Source organism: Streptomyces griseoruber (assembly GCF_001514205.1).
Lineage (GTDB): Bacteria > Actinomycetota > Actinomycetes > Streptomycetales > Streptomycetaceae > Streptomyces > Streptomyces griseoruber.
The window spans coordinates 310912-332419 of the sequence record NZ_KQ948772.1; the positions used below are offsets into that span (position 1 = coordinate 310912).

19 protein-coding genes are annotated in these 21508 nt (G+C 73.5%); 13 read left to right on the top strand and 6 right to left on the bottom strand.

All coding sequences use genetic code 11. From position 1 onward, the window contains the following. Positions 1-52: 52 nt before the first annotated feature. Positions 53-1129, bottom strand: a complete 1077-nt coding sequence (gene ligD, locus AQJ64_RS25505) for a non-homologous end-joining DNA ligase (protein WP_059203009.1) — start codon at positions 1127-1129, stop codon at positions 53-55. 132 nt (positions 1130-1261) lie between these two features. On the opposite strand from ligD, the gene AQJ64_RS25510 reads away from it, so the two are divergent. Together AQJ64_RS25510 and AQJ64_RS25515 are read left to right on the top strand one after the other, a co-directional pair. Beyond that, positions 1262-2341 carry an ATP-dependent DNA ligase gene (locus AQJ64_RS25510; protein ID WP_055633276.1) on the top strand — a complete coding sequence of 360 codons (1080 nt, stop codon included), beginning with the start codon at positions 1262-1264 and terminating at the stop codon, positions 2339-2341. Positions 2342-2726: 385 nt separating this feature from the next. Continuing rightward, positions 2727-3734 carry a DUF3048 domain-containing protein gene (locus AQJ64_RS25515; RefSeq protein WP_055633277.1) on the top strand — a complete coding sequence of 336 codons (1008 nt, stop codon included), beginning with the start codon at positions 2727-2729 and terminating at the stop codon, positions 3732-3734. 51 nt (positions 3735-3785) lie between these two features. Here the strand turns inward: AQJ64_RS25515 and AQJ64_RS25520 are convergent, their stop codons facing one another. Beyond that, a complete protein-coding gene (locus AQJ64_RS25520; protein ID WP_055633278.1) occupies positions 3786-4250 on the bottom strand; it encodes a MarR family winged helix-turn-helix transcriptional regulator in 465 nt (154 codons plus the stop codon). A gap of 214 nt (positions 4251-4464) precedes the next feature. On the opposite strand from AQJ64_RS25520, the gene AQJ64_RS25525 reads away from it, so the two are divergent. The 8 genes from AQJ64_RS25525 to AQJ64_RS25560 are packed head-to-tail and all read left to right on the top strand — an operon-like array spanning position 4465 to position 11743. Continuing rightward, positions 4465-5220 carry a CoA transferase subunit A gene (locus AQJ64_RS25525; RefSeq protein WP_055633279.1) on the top strand — a complete coding sequence of 252 codons (756 nt, stop codon included), beginning with the start codon at positions 4465-4467 and terminating at the stop codon, positions 5218-5220. Continuing rightward, positions 5220-5864, top strand: coding sequence for a CoA transferase subunit B (locus AQJ64_RS25530; protein WP_055633280.1), 645 nt, complete (start codon positions 5220-5222; stop codon positions 5862-5864). Before AQJ64_RS25525 ends, AQJ64_RS25530 begins: the two co-directional genes overlap by 1 nt. Beyond that, positions 5861-7063, top strand: a complete 1203-nt coding sequence (locus tag AQJ64_RS25535) for a thiolase family protein (protein ID WP_055633281.1) — start codon at positions 5861-5863, stop codon at positions 7061-7063. The genes AQJ64_RS25530 and AQJ64_RS25535 overlap by 4 nt, the downstream gene beginning before the upstream one ends. A gap of 16 nt (positions 7064-7079) precedes the next feature. After that, entirely contained in the window at positions 7080-7853 is a 774-nt protein-coding gene (pcaH, locus tag AQJ64_RS25540) for a protocatechuate 3,4-dioxygenase subunit beta (RefSeq protein WP_055633282.1), read from the top strand. Positions 7854-7859: 6 nt separating this feature from the next. Then, positions 7860-8465, top strand: coding sequence for a protocatechuate 3,4-dioxygenase subunit alpha (gene pcaG / locus AQJ64_RS25545; protein ID WP_055633283.1), 606 nt, complete (start codon positions 7860-7862; stop codon positions 8463-8465). After that, positions 8462-9790 carry a 3-carboxy-cis,cis-muconate cycloisomerase gene (pcaB, locus tag AQJ64_RS25550; protein ID WP_055633284.1) on the top strand — a complete coding sequence of 443 codons (1329 nt, stop codon included), beginning with the start codon at positions 8462-8464 and terminating at the stop codon, positions 9788-9790. The genes pcaG and pcaB overlap by 4 nt, the downstream gene beginning before the upstream one ends. Then, on the top strand, positions 9787-10902 hold the full coding sequence (gene pcaDC / locus AQJ64_RS25555) for a bifunctional 3-oxoadipate enol-lactonase/4-carboxymuconolactone decarboxylase PcaDC (protein ID WP_055633285.1): 1116 nt from the start codon (positions 9787-9789) through the stop codon (positions 10900-10902). Before pcaB ends, pcaDC begins: the two co-directional genes overlap by 4 nt. 49 nt (positions 10903-10951) lie before the next feature. Then, positions 10952-11743 carry an SDR family NAD(P)-dependent oxidoreductase gene (locus AQJ64_RS25560; RefSeq protein WP_055633286.1) on the top strand — a complete coding sequence of 264 codons (792 nt, stop codon included), beginning with the start codon at positions 10952-10954 and terminating at the stop codon, positions 11741-11743. Between the two features lie 28 nt (positions 11744-11771). Here AQJ64_RS25560 and AQJ64_RS25565 read toward each other — a convergent pair whose 3' ends face one another. Further along, entirely contained in the window at positions 11772-14447 is a 2676-nt protein-coding gene (locus AQJ64_RS25565; RefSeq protein WP_059203010.1) for an ATP-binding protein, read from the bottom strand. 287 nt (positions 14448-14734) lie between these two features. On the opposite strand from AQJ64_RS25565, the gene AQJ64_RS25570 reads away from it, so the two are divergent. After that, the gene (locus AQJ64_RS25570; protein ID WP_055633287.1) at positions 14735-15757 is read left to right on the top strand and encodes a DUF2510 domain-containing protein; all 1023 of its coding nucleotides are present in this window, start codon (positions 14735-14737) and stop codon (positions 15755-15757) included. Between the two features lie 114 nt (positions 15758-15871). Here the strand turns inward: AQJ64_RS25570 and AQJ64_RS25575 are convergent, their stop codons facing one another. Then, positions 15872-16525 (bottom strand): TetR/AcrR family transcriptional regulator, encoded by a 654-nt coding sequence (locus tag AQJ64_RS25575; protein ID WP_055633288.1) that lies wholly within the window; start codon positions 16523-16525, stop codon positions 15872-15874. A gap of 157 nt (positions 16526-16682) precedes the next feature. On the opposite strand from AQJ64_RS25575, the gene AQJ64_RS25580 reads away from it, so the two are divergent. Further along, positions 16683-17486, top strand: coding sequence for a phosphatase PAP2 family protein (locus AQJ64_RS25580; protein ID WP_055633289.1), 804 nt, complete (start codon positions 16683-16685; stop codon positions 17484-17486). After that, positions 17483-18430, top strand: a complete 948-nt coding sequence (locus AQJ64_RS25585; protein ID WP_059203011.1) for a DMT family protein — start codon at positions 17483-17485, stop codon at positions 18428-18430. Before AQJ64_RS25580 ends, AQJ64_RS25585 begins: the two co-directional genes overlap by 4 nt. Positions 18431-18437: 7 nt before the next feature. Here AQJ64_RS25585 and AQJ64_RS25590 read toward each other — a convergent pair whose 3' ends face one another. Next, positions 18438-19259 (bottom strand): LURP-one-related family protein, encoded by an 822-nt coding sequence (locus AQJ64_RS25590; protein ID WP_055638386.1) that lies wholly within the window; start codon positions 19257-19259, stop codon positions 18438-18440. Positions 19260-19348: 89 nt separating this feature from the next. Then, positions 19349-21394, bottom strand: a complete 2046-nt coding sequence (locus tag AQJ64_RS25595) for a phosphocholine-specific phospholipase C (RefSeq protein ID WP_059203012.1) — start codon at positions 21392-21394, stop codon at positions 19349-19351. Positions 21395-21508 lie beyond the last annotated feature (114 nt).

The following is a 21508-nucleotide window of genomic DNA, read 5'->3' on the forward strand; positions in this document are numbered from 1 at the left end:
GCGCTGGGCGGTGACCGATCGTCAGGGGGAACGCCCCGGGAGCCCCTCGGGGTCAGGGGGCCGTCGACTCCGGCGGCGCCGGTTTCTCGTGGCGGCGGGAGCGGGAGGGCGGCGGGGCGTCCTCGCTGCGGGCCCGGCTCGGCTGGACCCGTTTCGGCTCGCCCGGCATCTTCGGGTACTCCGGGGGGTACGGGAGGTCGCCGAGGCCGTGGTCGTGCTCGTCGCGGCGGGCGAGTTCCAGGAGGGACTCCAGGGAGAAGGCGTGGTCGTCCATGTCGGCGTGGACGTCGCCGAGTTCGGCGAAGCGGGCCGGCATCGTCGCGATGTCGAAGTCACCGGGGTGCGCCTCGCCGACCTCCTCCCAGCGCAGGGGTGCCGAGACCGGGGCGTGCGGGCGGGGCCGTACGGAGTAGGCGGAGGCGATGGTGCGGTCCCGGGCGGTCTGGTTGTAGTCGAGGAAGATGCGCTCGCCGCGTTCCTCCTTCCACCACTTGATCGTCACCCGGTCCGGCATCCGCCGCTCCATCTCCCGGCCGACGGCGATGGCGGCGCGCCGCACCTGGGTGAAGGTCCAGTCCGGCCGGATCGGCACGAAGACGTGCAGGCCCCGGCCGCCGGAGGTCTTGGGCCAGCCGCGCAGACCGCCGAACTCGTCGAGGACGGACCGCAGTTCATGGGCGGCGCGGACGGCGTCGTCGAAGTCGGTGCCGGGCTGCGGGTCGAGGTCGATGCGCAGTTCGTCGGGGCGGTCCACGTCGTCGCGGCGGACGGGCCAGGGGTGGAAGGTGAGCGTGCCGTACTGGGCCGCCCACAGCACGGCCGCCTCCTCGGTGGGACACATCTCGTCGGCGCTGCGCCCGCTGGGGAAGGTGATGTGGGCGGTGGGGATCCAGTCGGGCATGTTCTTCGGGGCCCGCTTCTGGAAGAAGGACTCGCCGGTCACGCCGTCGGGGTAGCGCTCCAGGGTGGTGGGGCGGTTGCGCAGGGCGCGCAGGACGCCGGGCGCGACGGCCTGGTAGTAGCGGGCGAGGTCCAGCTTGGTGAAGCCGCGCTCCGGGAAGAAGACCTTGTCGGGACTGGACAGCCGTACGGTCCGGCCGCCCGCCTCCAGTTCCACCGCATCAGCCATGCGAGCCACGGTAGGCGCAACACCCATGACACGCATACCGGGCCATACCGGTACGAGTGACGCGCTGCATGCGGGCCGGGGCGGCGTCGGTGTGGAGTGCGGGCGTCCTGGGCGGCTCGTAGAGTCAAAGCCATGGATCTGCCGGTGATGCCGCCCGTGAAGCCGATGCTCGCCAAGTCGGTGGCGGCGATTCCGGCGGGGATGCAGTACGAGGCGAAGTGGGACGGGTTCCGGGCCATCGTGTTCCGCGACGGGGCCGAGGTCGAGCTGGGCAGTCGCACCGGGAAGCCGCTGACCAGGTACTTTCCCGAGCTGGTGGAGGCGCTGAAGGAACGGTTGCCCGAGCGGTGCGTGCTGGACGGGGAGATCGTGATCGCGCGGGAGGGCCGGCTGGACTTCGACGCGCTCACCGAGCGCATCCATCCGGCGGAGTCGAGGGTGCGCACGCTGGCCGAGCGGACGCCGGCCTCGTTCGTGGCGTTCGACCTGCTGGCGCTGGCGGACACCGCGCTGCTCGACGTACCGCTGACCGACCGGCGGGAGCTGCTGACCAGGGCGCTGGCGGGGGTGAGCCCGCCCGTGCACCTGGCACCGGCGACGACCGACGCCGAGGTGGCCCGGCGGTGGTTCGAGCAGTACGAGGGCGCGGGCCTCGACGGAGTGATCGCCAAGCCGCTCACCCTGCTCTACCGGCAGGACGAGCGGGCCATGTTCAAGGTGAAGCACGAGCGCACCGCCGACGTGGTGGTCGCCGGCTACCGCCTGCACAAGAGCGGGCCGGTCGTCGGGTCGCTGCTGCTGGGCCTGTACGACGACCGGGGCACCCTCCAGCACGTGGGCGTGTCCGCCGCCTTCCCCATGAAGCGCCGGGCCGAACTGGTCGAGGAGCTGGAGCCGTCACGGATGGCGGATCCCACCGGGCACCCGTGGGCGGCCTGGGCGCAGGAGGCCGCCCATGAGACGGCGCGGCTGCCGGGGGCGCCGAGCCGCTGGTCGGGCAAGAAGGACCTGTCCTGGGTGCCGCTGAGACCGGAGCGGGTGGCCGAGGTGGCGTACGACCACATGGAGAACGGGGCGCGCTTCCGGCACACCGCCCGCTTCCGCCGCTGGCGCCCGGACCGCACCCCGGAGAGCTGCACGTACGGCCAGCTGGAGGAGCCGGTCCGCTACGACCTCGCGGAGATCCTGGGGACGCCCCCGGCGGCGCCCTGACGGCGTGTGCGGGGCAGCGGCGCGGAGGCGTTCCGGACCGGGCGGGCGGCCGCGCCGCCGTGCCGATGCGGCCGAACCGGGGCACCGCGCGGCCCCGCCGGGAGGAACGCCTGGCGCAGGCGACGGCCTGTCAGGCGGTGGGCAGGGTGTCGGAGAGGTCCACGAACCGGTCGCCGGGCGGGCCCACGGGGACCCTGATCGGGCCGAACCGGGCCTGCGGGACGCGCGGATACCCGGCCCGGGCGCCCAGGCCCTCGGCGGTCCGGGGCCCGGTTGCCGGCCGGCCCCGGGGACCAGGACCGGTGCCCCGTCGCGCCCGCCCCGTCCACGCGGAGGCGCGACCGAACGGACGAGCGCACAATCGAGGGACGGGAACGGGGTGGCGATGGTGGGTGCGGAACGCGCGAGACGCTCCAGGGCGGCGGTCGGGGCGACACCGGCCGCGCCCCTGCTCGCCGCGGCCCTCGCTCTCGCTCTCTCCCTCGCGGCCGGCTGTACGACGTCCCGCTCCCCGTCGCCCGACGACGGACGCAGCACATCGGGACGGCCGGACGGCACCAGCCCGCCCGCCACGTCCCTCGGCCCGGTGCTCGCCGTGAAGATCGACAACGCGGACGCGGCCCGCCCGCAGACCGGGGTGGACGCCGCCGACGTCGTCTACGTCGAGCAGGTCGAGGGCGGGCTGAGCCGGCTGATGGCGGTGTACGCGAGCAGGCTGCCGCAGGCGGTGGGGCCGGTGCGCAGCGCCCGTGAGTCCGATCTGGAGCTGCTGGGCCAGTTCCGGCGGCCGGTGCTGGCGTTCTCCGGGGCGCAGCACAAGCTGCTGCCGCTGATCGACCGGGCGCCGCTGGACGCCGTCACGCCGGGCGACGCGTCCGGTGCCTATTTCCGCGGCCCGGACCGGGCCGCCCCGCACAATCTCTACCTCCGCCCGGACCGGCTGCTGCCGTCGGCGCCGGGCGCGGCCGCGCTGACCACCGGCTTCCGCTACGGCCCCGCGCCCTCCGGAGGCCGGGCGCAGGCCTCGCACACCGTGCGCTATCCGGCCGCCCGCTTCACCTTCACCTGGTCGGCGGACCGGGCCCGCTGGCTGGTCTCCATGGACGGCACGCCGACGGTGACGGCCGACGGACAACGGGTGGCCCCGGCCACGGTGGTGGTGCAGTACGTGACGATGCGCGCGTCGGCGTTCCACGACTTCCTCGGCAACGACACTCCGTACACCGAGACGGTGGGGTCGGGGACGGCGGAGGTGCTGCGCGACGGACGGGCCTACGACGTGCGCTGGAAACGGGCGACGGCGCAGGACGGCACGGACTTCACCACGGGCGACGGCAACCCGGTCGACTTCGCCGAGGGGCAGGTGTGGGTGGTCTTCGCGAAGGCTCCGTGACCGGGGGCCGATCAGCGGTGGACGAGGAGCGGTGCACCGTGCGCGGTCGCCTCACCCCTGCCCGACCAGCGGCTCGGCCGGATTGCGCAGTCCCTCCGCCGCGTCCGAGACCCGCCGGATCAGGTCGAAGAACTGGACCTGCTCCTCGGCGGAGAGCGGCGCGAGGAAGACCTGGTTCATCCGGGCCGTGCGGACGGTGAGCCTGCGGTGCGTGCGTACCCCGTCCTCGGTGAGCCGCAGCAGGGCACGGCGGCCGTCCGCCGGGTCGCGGACCTTGTCCAGCAGCCCGCGCCGGCTCAGCCGGCTGATCACCTCGGCGATCGTGGAGCGGTCGAGCCCCACCCGCTCGCCGACGGTGCGCTGGTCGAGGCCCGGCTCGGCGACGAGCGCGTTGAGGACGGCGAACTGCGGGGAGGTGATCTCCTCGGAGACCATCGTGTTCCACAGCAGGTAGTGCGCCTGCTGGAGCCGCCGGGCGAGGTGCCCGGGATGGCTCGAGAGATCCACCGCGGCCATATGCCCTCCTCTGCTTCGGATTCGATCGGTGCACTGAACGATACCGTTAGCCTCCCGGCCTCGTCTCTCCCCCGGACGGCCTTCACCCCTCCTTCTGCCTGGGGTCTTGACTGTCCCACGCCACGATGGCAGCGTGTGGGAAACCTCGGAGAAATAATCAGTGCCCTGAGTAATTCGGGCGCCGACGGCACTCGGAAGAGAGGAGGCTCAACGGATGGACAAGGTGGTCGCCACGGCCCTGGAGGCGGTGGCCGACGTGCCGGACGGCGCGTCGCTGGCAGTGGGCGGTTTCGGACTGAGCGGCGTGCCGAACGTCCTCATCCAGGCCCTGTACGAGCGGGGCGTGAGCGGTCTGTCGGTCGTCTCCAACAACTGCGGGGCGATGGAGTCGGGCCTCGCGGTCCTGCTCGCCGCCGGGCGGATCTCCCGGGTGACCGGTTCCTACATCGGCGCGAACAAGGAGTTCGCCCGCCAGTACCTGGCCGGGGAGCTGGAGGTCGAGATGATCCCGCAGGGCACCCTCGCCGAGCGGCTGCGGGCCGGCGGCGCGGGCATCCCCGCCTTCTACACCCCCGCCGGGGTGGGCACCCAGGTCGCCGAGGGCGGGCTGCCGTGGCGCTACGACGGTGAGGGCGGCGTCGCGCTGGCGTCCCCGCCGAAGGAGGTGCGCGAGTTCGACGGCACCCCGTACGTGCTGGAGCGCGGCATCCGCACCGACTTCGCGCTGGTCCGGGCCGCCAGGGGCGACCGGCACGGCAACCTGGTCTTCAACAAGTCCTCCCGCAACTTCAACCCGCTCTCCGCGATGGCCGGGAGGATCACGGTCGCCGAGGTGGAGGAGCTGGTGGAGCCCGGGGAGATCGACCCGGACGCGGTGCATCTGCCCGGCATCTTCGTGCAGCGCGTGGTCGCGCTGACCCCGGAGCAGGCCGCCGACAAGAAGATCGAGCAGCGGACGGTGAGCAGCTGATGGCCTGGACACGTGAGCAGATGGCCGCCCGGGCCGCGCGCGAGCTCCGGGACGGGCAGTACGTCAACCTGGGCATCGGGCTGCCGACGCTGATCCCGAACTATCTGCCGGAGGGCGTGGAGGTGATCCTGGAGTCGGAGAACGGCATCCTGGGCACCGGCCCCTACCCGGCCGAGGACGCCGTCGACCCGGATCTGATCAACGCGGGGAAGGAGACGGTGACGGTCCTGCCGGGCGCGTCCTTCTTCGACTCGGCGCTGTCCTTCGGGATGATCCGCGGCGGGCACATCGACGTCGCCGTGCTGGGCGCCATGCAGGTGTCCGCGAAGGGCGACCTGGCCAACTGGGCGATCCCCGGGAAGCTGATCACCGGGATCGGCGGCGCGATGGACCTCGTCCACGGGGCCCGTACGGTCGTCGTGGTGATGACCCACACCGCCAAGGACGGCTCGCCGAAGATCCTCGAGGAGTGCGCGCTGCCGCTCACCGGCAAGGCGTGCGTGGACCGGGTCATCACCGACCTCGGGGTGATCGACGTGACCCCGGACGGGCTCGTGCTGACCGAGGTCGCACCCGGGGTGGACGTCGAGGACGTCGTCGCCCGGACCGACGCCGAACTGACCGTTGCGGAGGACCTGCTGTGAACACGGTGTACGTCGTCGACGCCGTCCGCACCCCGATCGGCCGCTACAACGGCGGCCTCGCGGGCGTGCGCCCGGACGACCTCGCCGCCCACGCCGTCCGTGAGCTCCTCGCCCGTACGCCCGCGCTGGACCCGGCCCGGATCGAGGACGTGTACTTCGGCAACGCCAACGGCGCCGGCGAGGAGAACCGCAACGTCGCCCGGATGGCCGCGCTGCTCGCCGGCCTGCCCACCTCGGTGCCGGGCGTCACCGTCAACCGGCTGTGCGCCTCCGGGCTGGAGGCGGTGATCCAGGCGGCCCGCGCCATCGCGGTCGGCGACGCCTCCGTCGCCGTGGCCGGTGGCGTGGAGTCGATGACCCGGGCGCCGTACGTGCTGCCGAAGTCGGACCGGGCCTTCCCCGCCGGGCACACCGAGCTGTACTCGACCACGCTCGGCTGGCGGATGGTCAACCCGCGGATGGACCCGCGGTGGACCATCCCGCTCGGCGAGTCGGCGGAGCTGATCGCCGACAAGCACAAGATCAGCCGTGAGCAGCAGGACGAGTTCGCCCTCGCCTCGCATCGGAAGGCGGCGAAGGCGCAGGCCGAGGGGTTGTTCGACGCCGAGCTGGCGCCGGTGGCGATCCCGCAGCGCAAGGGCGACCCGGTTCTCTTCGGCGCCGACGAATGCGTACGCCCGGATGCGTCGCTTGCGGCGATGGCGAAGCTGAAGCCGTCCTTCCGCCCCGGCGCCGGGACCGTCACCGCGGGCAACGCCTCGCCGCTGAACGACGGTGCCGCGGCCCTGCTGCTGGTGGACGAGGAGGGGCTGAAGGCGACCGGCCGGGAGCCGCTCGCCCGTGTCTCGGCGACCGGTGCGCACGCCGTCGACCCGGACTACTTCGGGCTCGCCCCGGTCGAGGCCGTCAACCGGGCGCTCGCCAAGGCCGGCCGGACCTTCTCCGACCTGTCCGTGCTCGAACTGAACGAGGCGTTCGCCGCCCAGGTGCTGGGCTGTGTCGCCGAATGGCCCGAGTTCGACCCGGCGGTCCTCAACCCGCAGGGCGGCGCCATCGCCCTCGGCCACCCGCTCGGCGCCTCCGGCGCCCGGCTCGCCGGCACCGTCGCCCACCAGCTCGCCCGCAAGGGCAGCGGCACCGGTGTCGCCACCCTCTGCATCGGCGTGGGCCAAGGCCTCGCCCTCGTCCTCGAACGTTAGGCCTCCAGGAATCCCCATGACTCTCACCCAGCACGACATCGACCGGGAGATCGCGGCCGAGCACGCCGCGTACGAGAAGCGGGTCGCCGACGGCGCGCCCGTGGAGCACCAGCCGCGCCGCGACTACGCGCCGTACCGCTCCTCGGTCCTGCGCCACCCGAAGCAGCCGCCGGTCACCATCGACGTGTCGAAGGACCCGGAGCTGGTGGAGCTGCACTCCCCCGCCTTCGGCGAGCGCGACATCACCGAGATCGACAACGATCTGACCCGCCAGCACCAGGGCGAGCCGATCGGCGAGCGCATCACCGTCTCCGGACGGCTGCTGGACCGCGCCGGGCGTCCGATCCGGGGCCAGCTCGTCGAGATCTGGCAGGCCAACTCGGCGGGCCGGTACGCGCACCAGCGCGAGCAGCACGACGCCCCGCTGGACCCGAACTTCACCGGCGTCGGCCGCACCCTGACCGACGACGACGGCCGGTACCACTTCACGACCGTCCAGCCGGGCCCCTACCCCTGGCGCCAGCACCTCAACGCCTGGCGGCCCGCCCACATCCACTTCTCGCTCTTCGGGACGGCGTTCACCCAGCGGCTCGTGACGCAGATGTACTTCCCGAGCGACCCGCTGTTCCCCTACGACCCGATCATCCAGTCGGTGACGGACGACGCGGCCCGCCAGCGGCTGATCGCGACGTACGACCACAGCCTGTCGGTGCCGGAGTTCTCGATGGGCTACCACTGGGACATCGTGCTGGACGGCCCGCAGGCCACCTGGATCGAAGAAGGACGCTGACCTGCCATGACGAAGATCGACACAAGCCGTCCGGAGACCGTGCTCCCGACCCCGTCGCACACGGTCGGCCCGTTCTACGGCCATGCCCTGCCGTTCCCCGGCGGCGGCGACATCGCCCCGCTCGGCCACCCGGACACCGTCGCCCTCCAGGGGTACGTGTACGACGGCGAGGGCAACCCGCTGCCGGACGCGTTCGTGGAGCTGTGGGGCGCCGACCCGGACGGCCGGGTGCCGCAGAGCGACGGCTCGATGCGGCGCGACCCGTCCACGGGCGGCTTCCTGGGCCGCAACGGCGTGGAGTTCACCGGCTGGGGCCGCGTCCAGACCGACGCGAACGGCCACTGGTCGGCCCGCACCCTGCGGCCCGGCGCGCGCGGGAACAGCGCGCCCTACCTCAGCGTCTGTGTGTTCGCCCGCGGTCTGCTGGTGCACCTGTACACCCGGATCTACCTGCCGGGCGACGAGGCCGCGCTCGCCGCGGACCCGCTGCTGGAGCGGCTCGACCCGGCGCGCCGGGCCACGCTGATCGCCACGGACGGCCCGCTGGGCACCTACCGTTTCGACATCCGCCTTCAGGGCGAAGGCGAGACGGTGTTCCTGGAGTTCCAGTGACGGATGCCCGGCCCGAGTCCGGTCTGCTCTCCCCGGGGTGGACCGGCTCCCCCGCCGCCTCCGCGACCTCCGACGGCGCCTACCTGCGGGCGCTGCTGGACGCGGAGGCCGCGCTGACCCGTGCCCAGGAGACCCTGGGCCTGGCCCCCGAGGGCGCCGGGGCGGCGGTCACCGCGGCCGCCGCCGGCGCGTTCGACGCGCACTCCCTCGCCGAGCGCGCCCGCGGAGGCGGCAACCCGGTGATCCCGCTGGTCGCGGACCTCACCCGGGCGGTCGGCGGCACCTTCGGCCCGTACGTCCACCGGGGCGCGACCAGCCAGGACATCATGGACACGGCGACGATGCTGGTCGCCGTGCGCACCCTGGAGACGGTGCTGGCCGACCTCGGACGTACGCAGGAGGCGCTCGCCCGGCTCGCCGCCGCGCACCGGGACACGGTGATGCCCGGCCGGACGCTCACCCAGCACGCCGTACCGACGACCTTCGGGCTGAAGGCCGCCGGATGGCGTTCCCTCGTGCTGGACGCACGGGACCGGATCACCGCCGTACGGGACGGTCTGCCCGCCCAACTCGGCGGCGCCGCCGGGACACTGGCGGCCTTCACGGCATACGGCGCCCCGGACGCGACGGCGCTGGTGGCCGCGTACGCGCGCGAACTCGAGCTGGCGGAACCGCTGTTGCCGTGGCACACCCTGCGCACCCCGGTCGCCGACCTCGCCGGCGCTCTCGCCTTCGCGGCGGGCGCGCTGGGCAAGATCGCGACGGACGTCCTCACCCTCGCCCGCACCGAGATCGCCGAGGTGGCGGAGGGCAGCGGGGGCGGCTCCTCGGCCATGCCGCACAAGGCGAACCCGGTGCGCTCGACGCTGATCGCGGCCGCCGCCCTGCGCGCACCGCAGCTCGCGGCCGTGCTGTTCGGGTCGCTGACCGCCCCGGACGAGCGGCCGGCCGGGGCCTGGCACGCCGAGTGGGAGCCGCTGCGGGATCTGCTGCGGCTGGTCGGCGGGGCCGCCCGGGACGCGGCCGAGCTGGCCGAGGGCCTGCGCGTACGTCCGGAGGCGATGCGCGCCGACGTGGACCTCACCCACGGGCTCATCGTCTCCGAGCGGCTGTCCGCCGAGCTGTCGGCGGTGCTGGGCCGGGCCCGGGCCAAGGAGCTGCTCACCGCGCTCGCCCCGCGCACCTACGCCGAGGGCCGTCCGCTGGCCGAACTCCTCGCGGAGGAGGCCGACATGAAGGACGTCGACCTCGGCGACCTCACCGACCCCGCCCGCTACACCGGCTCCGCCGGTGCCCTCACCGACCGTGCGCTGGAGCGACGTTGACCGAGAAGCTGCTCAACCACCGTGCCGAGGGCCCCGTTTCCGCGCCCGCGCTGCTGCTCGGCCCCTCGCTGGGCACCTCGTACGCGCTGTGGGACAAGGTCGCGCCCGAGCTGTCCATCACCCACCGGGTGATCCGCTACGACCTGCCGGGGCACGGCGGCTCCCCCGCCGATCTGATCGGCCCCGGGGCCACCGTCGGCGACCTCGCCGCGCTGGTGCTGGCGCTCGCCGACTCGCTCGGCCTGGAACGCTTCGCGTACGCGGGCGTCTCGCTGGGCGGTGCGGTGGGCCTGTATCTCGCGCTGCACCACCCCGAGCGCATGTCCAAGCTCGCGGTGATCTGCTCCTCGGCCCACTTCAACGGCAGCAGGCCGTGGGAGGAGCGGGCCGCGCAGGTGCGGAGCGAGGGGCTGGCGAAGCTCGCCGAGAGCGCCGACGCGCGCTGGTTCACCCCCGGATTCACCGTGCCGGAGCTGGTCGCGGACCATCGCGCCGCCGACCCCGGGGGCTATGCCGCGTGCTGTGACGCGCTGGGCGCGTTCGACCTGCGGGAGCGGCTCGCGGAGATCTCCGTGCCGACCCTGCTGATCGCGGGGCGGCAGGATCCGGCGACCCCGCCCGCGCATCTGCGGGAGATCGCGGACGCGGTCCCGGACGCGGCGCTCGTGGAGATCCCGGGCGCCTCGCACCTGGCGCCCGCCGAGCGGCCCGAGGCGGTGCTGACCGCGCTGCGGGGCCACTTCGACGGCGGGGCCAGGCGGGGCATGGAGGTGCGGCGCCAGGTGCTGGGCGACGCCCATGTGGACCGGGCGCAGGCCCGGCAGTCCCCGTTCACGGCCCGCTACCAGGACTTCATCTCGCGCTACGCCTGGGGCGAGATCTGGACCGACCCCACGCTCAGCCGCCGCGAACGCAGCATGATCACGCTGACCGCGCTGGTCGCGCACGGCCACTACGACGAGCTGGCCATGCATGTGCGGGCCGCACTGCGCAACGGGCTGACGCCGGACGAGATCGGGGCCGTCCTGCTCCAGACGGCCGTGTACTGCGGGGTCCCGGCGGCGAACTCGGCGTTCGCGGCGGCACAGCGGGTGCTGGAGGAAGAAGGCTGACCCCGACGGTGGCAGGCACGGGTCGACGCGATGTGCCTACGGTGGGGGCATGTCCACCATCCTGATCACCGGCGCCACCTCGGGTCTCGGCCGGTACGTCGCGTTCGAGCTGGTCCGCTCCGGGCACCTCGTGCTCGCCCACGGCCGCGATCCGGACCGTACCCGGGCCCTGGTCGAGGAGCTGGGCGCGGAGGGCGCGGCGGAGGGGTTCGTCGCCGACCTGGCCTCGCTGGCCCGGGTGCGCGAGCTGGGCGCGCGGGTCGCCGGGGCCCACCCGGAACTCGACGTGCTGATCAACAACGCGGGCGTGGGCGCCGGTTCACCCGGCTCGGGCCGTGAGGTGAGCGCCGACGGGCACGAACTGCGGCTGGCCGTCAACTACCTGGCACCGGTGGCGCTGACCCGCGCGCTGCTGCCGGTGCTGCGGGCGAACCCGCCGGCCCGGATCGTCAACGTCGGCTCGCTCGGCCAGGAACCCCTCGACACCGACGACCCCGGGTTCACCCGCGGCTACGACGGCTTCGCGGCCTACTGCCGCAGCAAGTTCGCCCTCGCGGCCCACACCTTCGCCCTCGCCGAGGAACTGGCGGACACCGGCGTCGCGGTGAACGTCCTGCACCCGGCGACCTTCATGGACACGACGATGGTCCGCGAGGGCGGTGTCACCCCGTGGACCACGGTCGCCGACGGCGCCCCGGGCGTCCTGGCCCTGGCCACCCGGAGCCTGGGCACGGGCCGCTTCTACGACGGCACGCGCCCGGCCCGCGCCCACGAGGACACGTACGACCCGGAGGTGCGCGACCGCCTGGCCCGGCTCACCGGTCACCTGCTGACGAACTGACCGGGCCGGCGCCTTGAGCGAGAGGACGTCAGCGCGCGCCCAACGCCCTCTCCGCCTGCTCCACCAGCCCGTCCGCCCCGCAGGTCCGCGCCAGCGTCAGCCCCCGGTTCAGCTCGGACACCGACCGGGACAGGATGCCGTACTCGATACGGGCGGCCGCGTGCTCGTACTGGCTGGGCGAGGATTCCAGCAGCGTGACCGCCTGATGCGCCAGCCGCACCGCACGCTGCCCCGTCTCCAGCGCGGCGGCGCACCGCAGCGCCTCCCCGATCGCGGTGTCGGTGCCGAACCGCTCCGCCCGGCGGCGGACGTCGCCGGCGAGCAGCGCCGCACGGGCCGGGTCCTCGGTCGCGAGGGCCCGGGCGAGGTCGACCGCCCAGGGGACCATCACCGGGTTGAGGTGGCCGCGGACGGCCGCCGCCTTCTCCGCCTCCTCCAGCTCGTTGATCCCCTCGGCGGTGCGGCCCACGGCGAGCAGCAGCCGGCCGCGCACCGAGCGCGGGTCGGGCAGCACGATCGTGGACGGGTACGGCGGGGCGAAACCGCACTCCTCGGCGACCTCCCACGCCTCGTCGACATGGCCGCGGCACAGCAGCACATCGACCAGGTTGCAGGTGGCCGACCAGTACAGGGGCAGTCCGCGGCCGACGCGCTCGGCGAGCCGGAGGGACTTCCTGAGGGACTCCTCGGCCTCCTTCAGCTTGCCCCGGCGGCGCAGACCGAGGCCGAGGTAGGCGTGCGCGAGGGCGAGATGGCCGCCGCTCCAGCCGGCCGACTCGTAGGTGCGCAGCGCCTCGTTGAAGAAGGTGTCGGCGCGGTCGAGCCGGTCGGTGTAGGCGTAGGAGCTGGACAGCATCATCAGCAGCTCGATGCCCCAGACCTGGTCGGTCCAGCCGAGGCCGGGGGCGAGGCCGCCGTTGACCAGGGCGCGGTCGCAGTACTCGACGACCTCCTCCGCGTTCTCCCCGCGGGTCACCGCGTCGAAGCCGCGCAGGATGAGCAGGGCCCGCTCGGCGTTGTCGCGGCCGGTGCAGGTCGCGGCGAGGGCGGCGAGCTGCTCGGAGCGGTTCGGGGAGATCGCCTCGCCCGCGTGCACGCACTCCCACATGAACTGCACGGCCCGCAACCGCATCTTCGCCGGGCCCGGGGCGAGCCGGTTCGCCTCCGCCTCGACCGTGCGGACGGCCTCCTCCATCTGGTCGTTGTGGAGCAGGGCCTGGGAGAGGCGGTAGACGGCGTCGATCCGCAGGTCGCCCTCCAGGCCGGGCATGGCGAGCGCGGTGCGCAGATGCTCGACGGTCCGGGCGGGCGCGGTCAGCAGGGTGGCGCAGCCGAGGTCGTACAGCACGCGTGCGTGGACGTCCGGGTCGGGCGGTTCGGCGAGCGCGCGCTCCAGACAGCGGCGGGCCGCGTCCGGGGCGCCGACCGCGAGGTGTTCACCGGCCGCCCCGCGCAGCTGTTCGACGAGTTCCTGGTCGCCCTCGGGGTGGACCTGGATGAGGTGCCGGGAGGCGGCCGCGAGGCCCTTGCCGGCCTCGGTGACGATCTTGGCGGCGATGCCGTGCATCGCGGTGCGCAGGCTGGACGGAATGCTGTCGTAGACGGCGGTGGCGATGAGCGGGTGGACGAACTCCAGGTCCCCCTCGGCGGCGGGCACGGCGGCCGGGTCGGGTTCGGTGAGGATGCGGGCGGTGCGCAGCAGTTCGGCACAGCGCACCGCGGTGTCGCGGCCCATGACGGCGAGCCGGGACGCCTCGTCGATGGAGATGCCGACGCCGCCGAGGATGGCGGCCGCCATGGCGAACCGGGTGGCCTCCACGCCCAGTTCCTCCAGGCGGTCGACGAGTCCGCCGCCGCGGGCCGCCCGGTTCAGGGGCCGCAGTTCCGCGGCCGAGGCCTCGGTCGGGTCGAGGCCCTTGTCCCTGACCTTGGCGAGGAGTTCGACGGTGTCGTAGGGGTTGCCGTCGGTGACGGCCCACACCTCGCGGCAGAACGCGGCGTCCGCGTGTTCCCCGAGGGTGGCGCGGGTCAGACCGGCGACGGAGGCCGGGGTGAGGGTGGTGATGCTGGTGACGCGGGGGCCGGCGGCCTCGCCGATCGCGTCGAGGTGGCGGCCCCGGTCGCCGCCCACCTCCTCGGGCCTGCGGGCGACGACGACCAGGACGGAGAGGCGGTCGAGGCGTTCGGTGAAGGCGGCGAGCCAGCGCAGGGTCTCCTGGTCGGCCCAGTGCGCGTCGTCGACCAGCAGGACGAGGGGGTAGCAGCGGGTGGCCAGCCGGCTCACGGCGGCGACGAGTCCGTCGCACACGTGCTGCGGGTCCGCGGGGCCGTCGCCGGGTTCCGCGATGCCGAGCGCGGGGCCCGCGATGTCGTACCAGTCGCCGAGGTATTCGCGGGCCTCCTCGGGCAGCAGCGACAGCAGCGCGGGCTGGAGCAGCTGCCGTACGACGTTGAAGGGGACGGACCTGAGCGTCTCGCCGCCGCGGGCCGACCAGACGGCGCAGCCCCGGTCCTCGGCGATACGGCGGGTCTCGGCCAGCAACGCGGTCTTCCCGACTCCGGCCTCGCCCCGGAGCACCAGCAGGTGACCCGAGGAGGACCGGTCGGCGCAGAGCGCGTCCACCGCCCGCGCGATGCCGGCGATCTCGTCGTCGCGCTCCCACAGGGAAGCCGGGGCGGCCCCCGCCGGCCGTGCCTCCGTCATCCCGCTACCTCCCCAAGTGTCGCCCGGACGACGTACAGAACTCGAGCGTAGCCGTCCGGAGGCCGCCGTGCAGACAGTCCGCGCAGGTCTTGCCTCCACGAGTGACACCGCGGGCCCCGCTCCGGCCCGACGGGCCTGCGGCGCGGGCGCCGGAACGTCAACGCCGGGCGACGCGCACCGATTTGACGTCCGATTCGCGCCATCGGCGGGCTCGCCCGCTGCGGCCCGCCGCGGCGGATTCCCCTCCCTCTCATCCGTCTTTCACCGATGCCTCATACGGTTAGGGCATGACGCAGGTGACTCCTCCCGGGTGGTACCCCGACCCGGGGCAGACAAGTGACGGTCCCGCCACCGAGCGCTGGTGGGACGGCAAGGCATGGACGGACCAGACCCGCCCCACGGGCTCGGCCGCCGCATGGGGTCCGCCGGCGCAGGCGCCGACCGACGGCGCGTATGCGGCGTACCCGGCCTATCCGGCGTACCCGGCACCGCCGGAGGGCACGGGCCCGCGGCGCGGACTGCGCACGGGCATAGCCGTCGCGGCGGCGGTCGCGGTCCTCGCCAGCATCGGGGTGGGCGTGTACGCGCTGTCCAAGGACGACGGCGGCAGCGGTGGCGGTACGGCGCAGGGGCCGGGCGGCCAGGGCGGGCCCGGCGGCAACGGCGGGCCCGGCGGCTCGGGCGGCTCGAACGGCGGGCCCGGCGGCTCCGGCGGTTCGGGGGACTCCGGCGGTTCGGGCGGGGCCTCGCCGTCACCGCAGGAGTCCGAGGCGCCGAAGATCAAGAGCGGGTCGGTGACCGACGCGCTCAACGGGATCAGCATCCCGATCCCGAGCGGCTGGTACGGGCAGGAGGGCAGCTCCGGCGCGGCCGTGACGTCCGAGTCCTCGTACAAGTGCCCGGGCGACACCTCCAAGTCCTGCACCAAGGGCGGGGTGTACTCCTCGCCGGTCGAGCTGCTGGGCACCAAGGGCGACACCGCCGAGGAGGTCGCCAAGGCGGACATCGCCGAGAACGCGGAGCAGTCCTACGGCGGCGACACCTACGGCGAGATCACCTCGCACCAGGTGCTCGCCTCCAAGGCGGTGACCGTCGCCGGGCAGAAGGGCTATCTGGTGCGCTGGAAGGCGGTCACCAGCAAGGGTGCCGACGGGTACGTGGAGTCGCTCGCGTTCCCGGCCCCCGCGGACGCCAAGCGGCTGGTGGTGCTGCGGTTCGGTGTGGACGCCGACCAGAGCGTGTCGGTCATCGACACCATCACGAAGGGCATCAAGGTCGCGTCCGGCGGAGGCAGCGGCACGAACGTGTGAGGCCCACCGATCGGCCGGGTGGGGCGCCCCTCCGCTCAAGGGGGAACCCCACCCGGCCGGGGGGTGCGCGCCGCCCCCGTCCCCACGGTGCGGCGCGAGCAGGTCACCGTCCGGTCATCCCGTGGACGGCGGCCTGGGTCTCTGCGGTGACGGCCTCGCGAGCCCGAGCGCGGGCAGTACGGCGGCCTCCACGAACCGGACCAGGTAGTCCGGGTCGGCGTACTCCCCGTCGACCACGGGCCGGGCGCGGACGACGCCGAACATCTGCGCGGGGATGTACTCCAGCGCGGGGTGGTCGGCGGGGATCTCCCCGCGCTCGACGCCGCGCCGCAGAATCGCCCGCAGCGCCTCGATCTCCGGGTCGATCAGCGCCTCGCGCAGCGCCCGCGCGAGGTCCTCGTCGCCGTGGACCGCGTGGCCGAGGGCCTGGAGCAGCGCGCCGTCGTGCGACGACCAGCGTCCCGTGGCCCGTGCGGCCTCGCACAGGTCGCCGACGAGGGAGCCGGTGTCGATGCCGGCCAGCCGTCCGGTCCGGCGGGAGCGCAGCGCGGCCACGACGAACTGGGGTTTGGTCTTCCACTGCCGGTAGAGCGTGGACTTGCTGCACCGGGTGGTGGCGGCGACGCCCTCCATGGTGACCGCTTCGTATCCGCACGCGCGGATCTGTTCGAGGACGGCGTCGAAGAACTCCTTCTCACGCTCGGGCGTGATCTTGGAGCGGCGCGTTGCGGCGACCGGCTCCGGTCCCTCCGCGGCCTGCGACGTCATCGCCTCTGCCTCTCTTTCCCTCGCTGTGCTTCCAGTGTGTCGTATCTCAATCGATACGCAAGTGTACCGGTACTCGCTCGTATCGGTACAGTAGCGTATCGGTACGATGCCGTATCGATCGATCAAACGCACCACCGTCCAGTGAAGGGGTCGGGGGATGAATGCCCGCACCGAGCCTGAAGAGGCGGAGCCGGTCCAGCCGGCCCGGCCGCCCATAGTCAGGGAGCTCCTGCTCGTCGCAGGGCTCTTCCTCGTCTACAAGGTGGGGCGGCAGCTGGCCACGGGCCACACCGCCGAGGCCTTCCGCAACGCCGCTGACGTGTGGCACGCCGAACGCCGGCTGCACCTCCCCGGCGAGGGCGCGGTGCAGTCCCTGCTGCTGCACGGGGACGTCCTGGTCCGGGTCGCGAACACCTACTACGCGACCGTGCACTTCCCGGCCACGCTGGCCTTCCTGGTCTGGCTGTACCTGCGGCGCCCGGCGCACTACGTGTGGGCCCGGCGGGTGCTGGCCGCCGTCACCGCGGCCGCCCTGGTGCTGCATCTGACGTTCCCGCTCGCCCCGCCCCGGATGCTCGCGGCGGCGGGCCTGACGGACACCGCGCGGGTCTACGGCCCCTCGGTGTACGGGCCGCCGCAGACCGACCAGTTGTCCAACCAGTTCGCGGCGATGCCCTCGCTGCACTTCGGCTGGGCCCTGATGGTCGCGGTCGGGCTGATCGTGGCGACCCGGTCGCGGTGGCGCTGGCTGTGGCTGCTGCATCCGCTGGTGACGCTGCTGGTGATCGTGGGGACGGCGAACCACTACTGGCTGGACGCGATCGTGGCGGGGGCCCTGCTCGGCGCGGCGCTCGCGGTGATCCACGTGCCCGCGCGGACGGCGGCCACCGCCGGCCGCGGCGGCCCGCGGCCCCTCCGGGCGAAGACCGGGGACCACGTCCTGGTGGGGGCGGGCCGGTGAACGCCACCCTCGTCGCCGTCGTCCTCTCGCTGTTCTCGGCCGTCGCCTACGCGGCCGCGGCCGTCGCCCAGGAGCGGCTGGCCTCCCGCTCCCCCGGCGCCGGGCTGGTGCGCATGCTGGGCCGGGGGGCCTGGTGGGCCTCGGTGGGGCTGAACGCCTCGGCGGCGCTGCTGCACGTGGTGGCGCTGAAGTACGGTCCGCTGACCGTGGTGCAGCCGCTGGGCGCGCTGACGCTGGTGGCCGCGGTGCCGATGGGTGCCCGGGTCGCCGGACGGCGGGTCACCCCGGCCGAGTGGCGGGGCACCGCCTTCACGCTGGGCGGTCTGGGCGCGATCCTGGTCACGGCCTCGGGCCCGGCCCCGGAGAACGCGCTCAGCGGCTCCGAGGCGGTCGCGGTGGCGGGGGCCACGGCGGCGGTGATCGGGCTGCTGGCCCGGCCCGGCACCCGGCCCGGACTGCGGCACGCGAGCGCCTCCGGCATCGTCTCCGGGGTCGCCTCGGCGCTCACCCAGACGGTGACGGTGGCGGCCACCGACCGCTCGGGCTCACTGCTGAGCGTGCCGGTGATCGGGGTGGCGCTGCTGGTCGCGGCCTTCGCCACGGCCGGGCTGCTGCTGTCGCAGACCGCCTACCGGGGCGGGCTCGGCGCCCCGCTGGCGATGGTGACGCTGGCCAACCCCGTGGCCGCGGCGACGATCGGGCTGGTCCTGCTCGGCGAACGGCTCCAGGGCGGGCCGGCCGGTGTGCTGCTCGCGCTGGCGGGGGCGGGGCTCGCCGGGTGGGGTGTGGTGCTGCTGTCGCGGGCCACGCCGGAGCCGCTGCCGGTCCACGACGAGGAGCATCCCGTCGCGGCCGTCCTGGCCCTGAGGCCGGAGACGGCCTCCGCCGAACCGGCCCTGCTGCCCCGGCCCGCGACCGGACCGGAGCACCTCACCCCGCTGTGACCGGGCGTCAGCCGAGCCCGCGGGCGTCCTGCTTGAGCGCGGTGTCGACCGTCAGGGCGGTGGCGACGACCAGGCTCAGCAGGGGTTCGGGCAGCTGGTAGTGGATCTGCAGGACGTAGTTGTCGGCGGTGGTGAACATCGTCTTGGCGAGGCCCTCCCAGGTCTTGGTGATCCGGGCGACCTCGTTCTCCTCGTGGTCGACGATGGCGAAGTTCCACGCCCGCCAGTTCTCCGCCTTGATCGCGCCGATCTGCCGGCCGCCCGCGTTGATCGCGAAGTTGATCTTCCCGAAGACGTTCTGCTGCACGATCTCGCCGACCTGCTGCCCGTCCGGACGCGTCACGATCACCCGGGACTTGAATATCTTCGCCGGGCGGGTGAGGAGCAGCACGGGCTGCCCGTACGCATCGCGGATCTCCAGCTTGTGGGTGAGGTACTGGTCGATGCTGGCGACGAAGCGGATGACCTTGCGCAGGGCGCTCTGGCCGACCTGGACGACCGAGCCGAGCTGGTTGCCCTGCTGGTCCATGACCTTGTACTCGTTGGTCAGCTCGATGAGCTTGGCCTTCTGGTTCACCACCAGCACCGGCTCGCTGAACAGCGTGCCGCCGCCGGGGCCGCTCGAGGCGACCCCGGCCTGCTGCTGCACCTGGCGCTGGACGCGCGGGTCGGGCCCGGTCTGCTGCGCCGGGATGCCCGGCGCCGCCTGGCCCTGCTGGTCGGCGTGCGTGTGCTCGGTCCACTGGGTGCCGTCCCAGTAGCGCAGCGTCTGGGCCGCACCGTGCGGATCCGGGTACCAGCCTGCAGGTGTGTTCGAATGCGTGGTCACCGGGGCACACTACCCCGAGGCCACCAGGACCTGACCAGACCCCACGATGCGGTGTTCACCGCGCATTTGCCCGCGCGCCCGGACCTTTGCTACTCCGTGACGATCGCCGGGTCGCTGACGCCGGGGCGCCCGTTCTCCACGTGACCGGCGAACCGCCGTACGAAGTCCGCGTCGCCGTCGGCGGTGACGGTGACGTCGTACCAGCGCCGGCTCCGCGTCAGGTCCACGCGGTGGCGGACCACGGCGCCGGGGCGCACCCGTACGGACGTGGTGCGGCCGCCGTAGCCGTCGGCGAGCTTCAGCACGGCCGTGCCGGAGGTCTTGTTGGTGAAGGTGAGTTCGAGGCCCTCGCCGACGTGCCGGGCGATCGCCTCCAGCCCGGCCTCCTTGCCCCCGAAGGTGCGCAGGAAACCGTTGGGGCCGTGCACGGTCAGGTCGTAGGAGCCGCCGGAGGCGGCCGGGTTCCAGGTGTCGGAGACGGTCCTGCCCGAGCCGGTGGTGTAGCTCCACGGTCCGTCCGCGCGGTTGCCGGAGGTGACGAGGAAGGCGGCACCGGCCTTGGCGCCGGAGGCGAAGGTGAGCGTGATCTCCCCGGCCGCGCCGTTCGCCGAACCGTCCACGAACGGGGCGTACTTCAGGGGGCGGGTCGGGCGGTGGCCGCGCTCCTGCTTCGGCAGGACCGGGGTGGCGGGCGGGGTGGGGACGTAGTCCGGGTGGCGGTTGCGGTCCGGCGGCTCGTAGCCGTCGGTGCCGGGCAGGGAGACCGGGCGGGTGTCCTTGCGGCCGAAGTCGAACGCGGAGGTCAGGTCGCCGCAGACCGTGCGCCGCCAGGGCGAGATGTTCGGCTCGTGGACGCCGAAGCGGCGCTCCATGAACCGGATGACCGAGGTGTGGTCGAAGGTCTCGGAGCAGACGTAACCGCCCTTGCTCCAGGGGGAGATGACGAGCATGGGCACGCGCTGGCCGAGTCCGTAGGGGCCCGCGGCATGACCGCCGTCCCCCTTGAACACGTCCGGGCCGGTGTCGACCGTGGACCTGCCCTGGGCGGCGGAGGCGGGCGGGAACGCCGGGACCATGTGGTCGAAGAAGCCGTCGTTCTCGTCGTAGGTGATGAACAGGGCCGTCCGCGCCCAGACCTCCGGGTCCGAGGTGAGGGCGTCGAGGACCTGGGCGACGTACCAGGCGCCGTAGTTCGCGGGCCAGTTGGGGTGCTCGGTGAAGGCCTCGGGGGCGACGATCCAGGAGATCTGCGGCAGCTTCCCGCCCTTGACGTCCGCCTTGAGCTGTTCGAAGAAGCCCTCGCCCGTGCGGGCGTCGGTGCCGGTGCGGGCCTTGTCGTAGAGGGGGTCGCCGGGCTGGGCGTTCTGGTACTGGGTGAAGTAGAGCAGCGAGTTGTCGCCGTAGTTGCCGCGGTAGGCGTCCTGGATCCAGCCCCAGCCGCCGGCCTTGTCGAGGCCGTCGCCGACGTCCTGGTAGATCTTCCAGGAGACGCCCGCCTTCTCCAGCCGCTCCGGGTACGTCGTCCAGCTGTAGCCGGCCTCGTCGTTGCCGAGGACCGGGCCGCCGCCCTTGCCGTCGTTGCCGGTGTGACCGGTCCACAGGTAGTAGCGGTTGGGGTCGGTCGAGCCGATGAACGAGCAGTGATAGGCGTCGCAGATGGTGAAGGCGTCGGCGAGCGCGTAGTGGAACGGGATGTCCTGGCGGTTGAGGTACGCCATCGTCGTCGCGGACTTGGCGGCGATCCAGCCGTCGTACTTGCCGCCATGGAAGGCCGCGTGACCGTCGTTCCAGCCGTGCGGGAGGTCCTGGAGGAAGGCCATGCCCAGGTCGTCGGCGTCGGGGTGGAAGGGCAGGACGTCCTTGGTGCCGTCGGACTGGTGCCAGACCGACTTGCCGTTCGCGAGGGTCACCGGGCGCGGGTCGCCGAAGCCGCGGACGCCTCTCAGCGTGCCGAAGTAGTGGTCGAAGGAGCGGTTCTCCTGCATCAGGACGACGATGTGCTCGACGTCCTCGATCGATCCCGTGCGGTGGTTCGCGGGCAGGGCCGCGGCACGCTCGATGCTGCCGGAGAGCGCGGTGAACGCGGTGGTGGCGCCCGCGAGTTGGAGGAAGCGGCGCCGGTTGACCTCGGACATGGGTGAGGGACCTCTCGTGCAGAAGGCGTGTCTCACGTGACGGGAAGCGAGTGTTCCAAGGGCATCGAACGTCGGGGAAGGGTGCGGTGGCGCCCGGGTGAAGGTCGCCGGTAC

What these genes read in the sequence shown, in the direction of transcription:
- AQJ64_RS25515 (WP_055633277.1), top strand. Translation starts at nt 2,727, where the DNA reads ATGGTGGGTGCGGAACGCGCGAGACGCTCCAGGGCGGCGGTCGGGGCG.
- ligD (WP_059203009.1), bottom strand. Translation starts at nt 1,129, where the DNA reads ATGGCTGATGCGGTGGAACTGGAGGCGGGCGGCCGGACCGTACGGCTG.
- AQJ64_RS25530 (WP_055633280.1), top strand. Translation starts at nt 5,220, where the DNA reads ATGGCCTGGACACGTGAGCAGATGGCCGCCCGGGCCGCGCGCGAGCTC.
- AQJ64_RS25575 (WP_055633288.1), bottom strand. Translation starts at nt 16,525, where the DNA reads ATGACGTCGCAGGCCGCGGAGGGACCGGAGCCGGTCGCCGCAACGCGC.
- pcaG (WP_055633283.1), top strand. Translation starts at nt 7,860, where the DNA reads ATGACGAAGATCGACACAAGCCGTCCGGAGACCGTGCTCCCGACCCCG.
- AQJ64_RS25520 (WP_055633278.1), bottom strand. Translation starts at nt 4,250, where the DNA reads ATGGCCGCGGTGGATCTCTCGAGCCATCCCGGGCACCTCGCCCGGCGG.
- AQJ64_RS25560 (WP_055633286.1), top strand. Translation starts at nt 10,952, where the DNA reads ATGTCCACCATCCTGATCACCGGCGCCACCTCGGGTCTCGGCCGGTAC.
- AQJ64_RS25510 (WP_055633276.1), top strand. Translation starts at nt 1,262, where the DNA reads ATGGATCTGCCGGTGATGCCGCCCGTGAAGCCGATGCTCGCCAAGTCG.
- AQJ64_RS25595 (WP_059203012.1), bottom strand. Translation starts at nt 21,394, where the DNA reads ATGTCCGAGGTCAACCGGCGCCGCTTCCTCCAACTCGCGGGCGCCACC.
- AQJ64_RS25570 (WP_055633287.1), top strand. Translation starts at nt 14,735, where the DNA reads ATGACGCAGGTGACTCCTCCCGGGTGGTACCCCGACCCGGGGCAGACA.
- AQJ64_RS25565 (WP_059203010.1), bottom strand. Translation starts at nt 14,447, where the DNA reads ATGACGGAGGCACGGCCGGCGGGGGCCGCCCCGGCTTCCCTGTGGGAG.
- pcaH (WP_055633282.1), top strand. Translation starts at nt 7,080, where the DNA reads ATGACTCTCACCCAGCACGACATCGACCGGGAGATCGCGGCCGAGCAC.
- AQJ64_RS25580 (WP_055633289.1), top strand. Translation starts at nt 16,683, where the DNA reads ATGAATGCCCGCACCGAGCCTGAAGAGGCGGAGCCGGTCCAGCCGGCC.
- AQJ64_RS25525 (WP_055633279.1), top strand. Translation starts at nt 4,465, where the DNA reads ATGGACAAGGTGGTCGCCACGGCCCTGGAGGCGGTGGCCGACGTGCCG.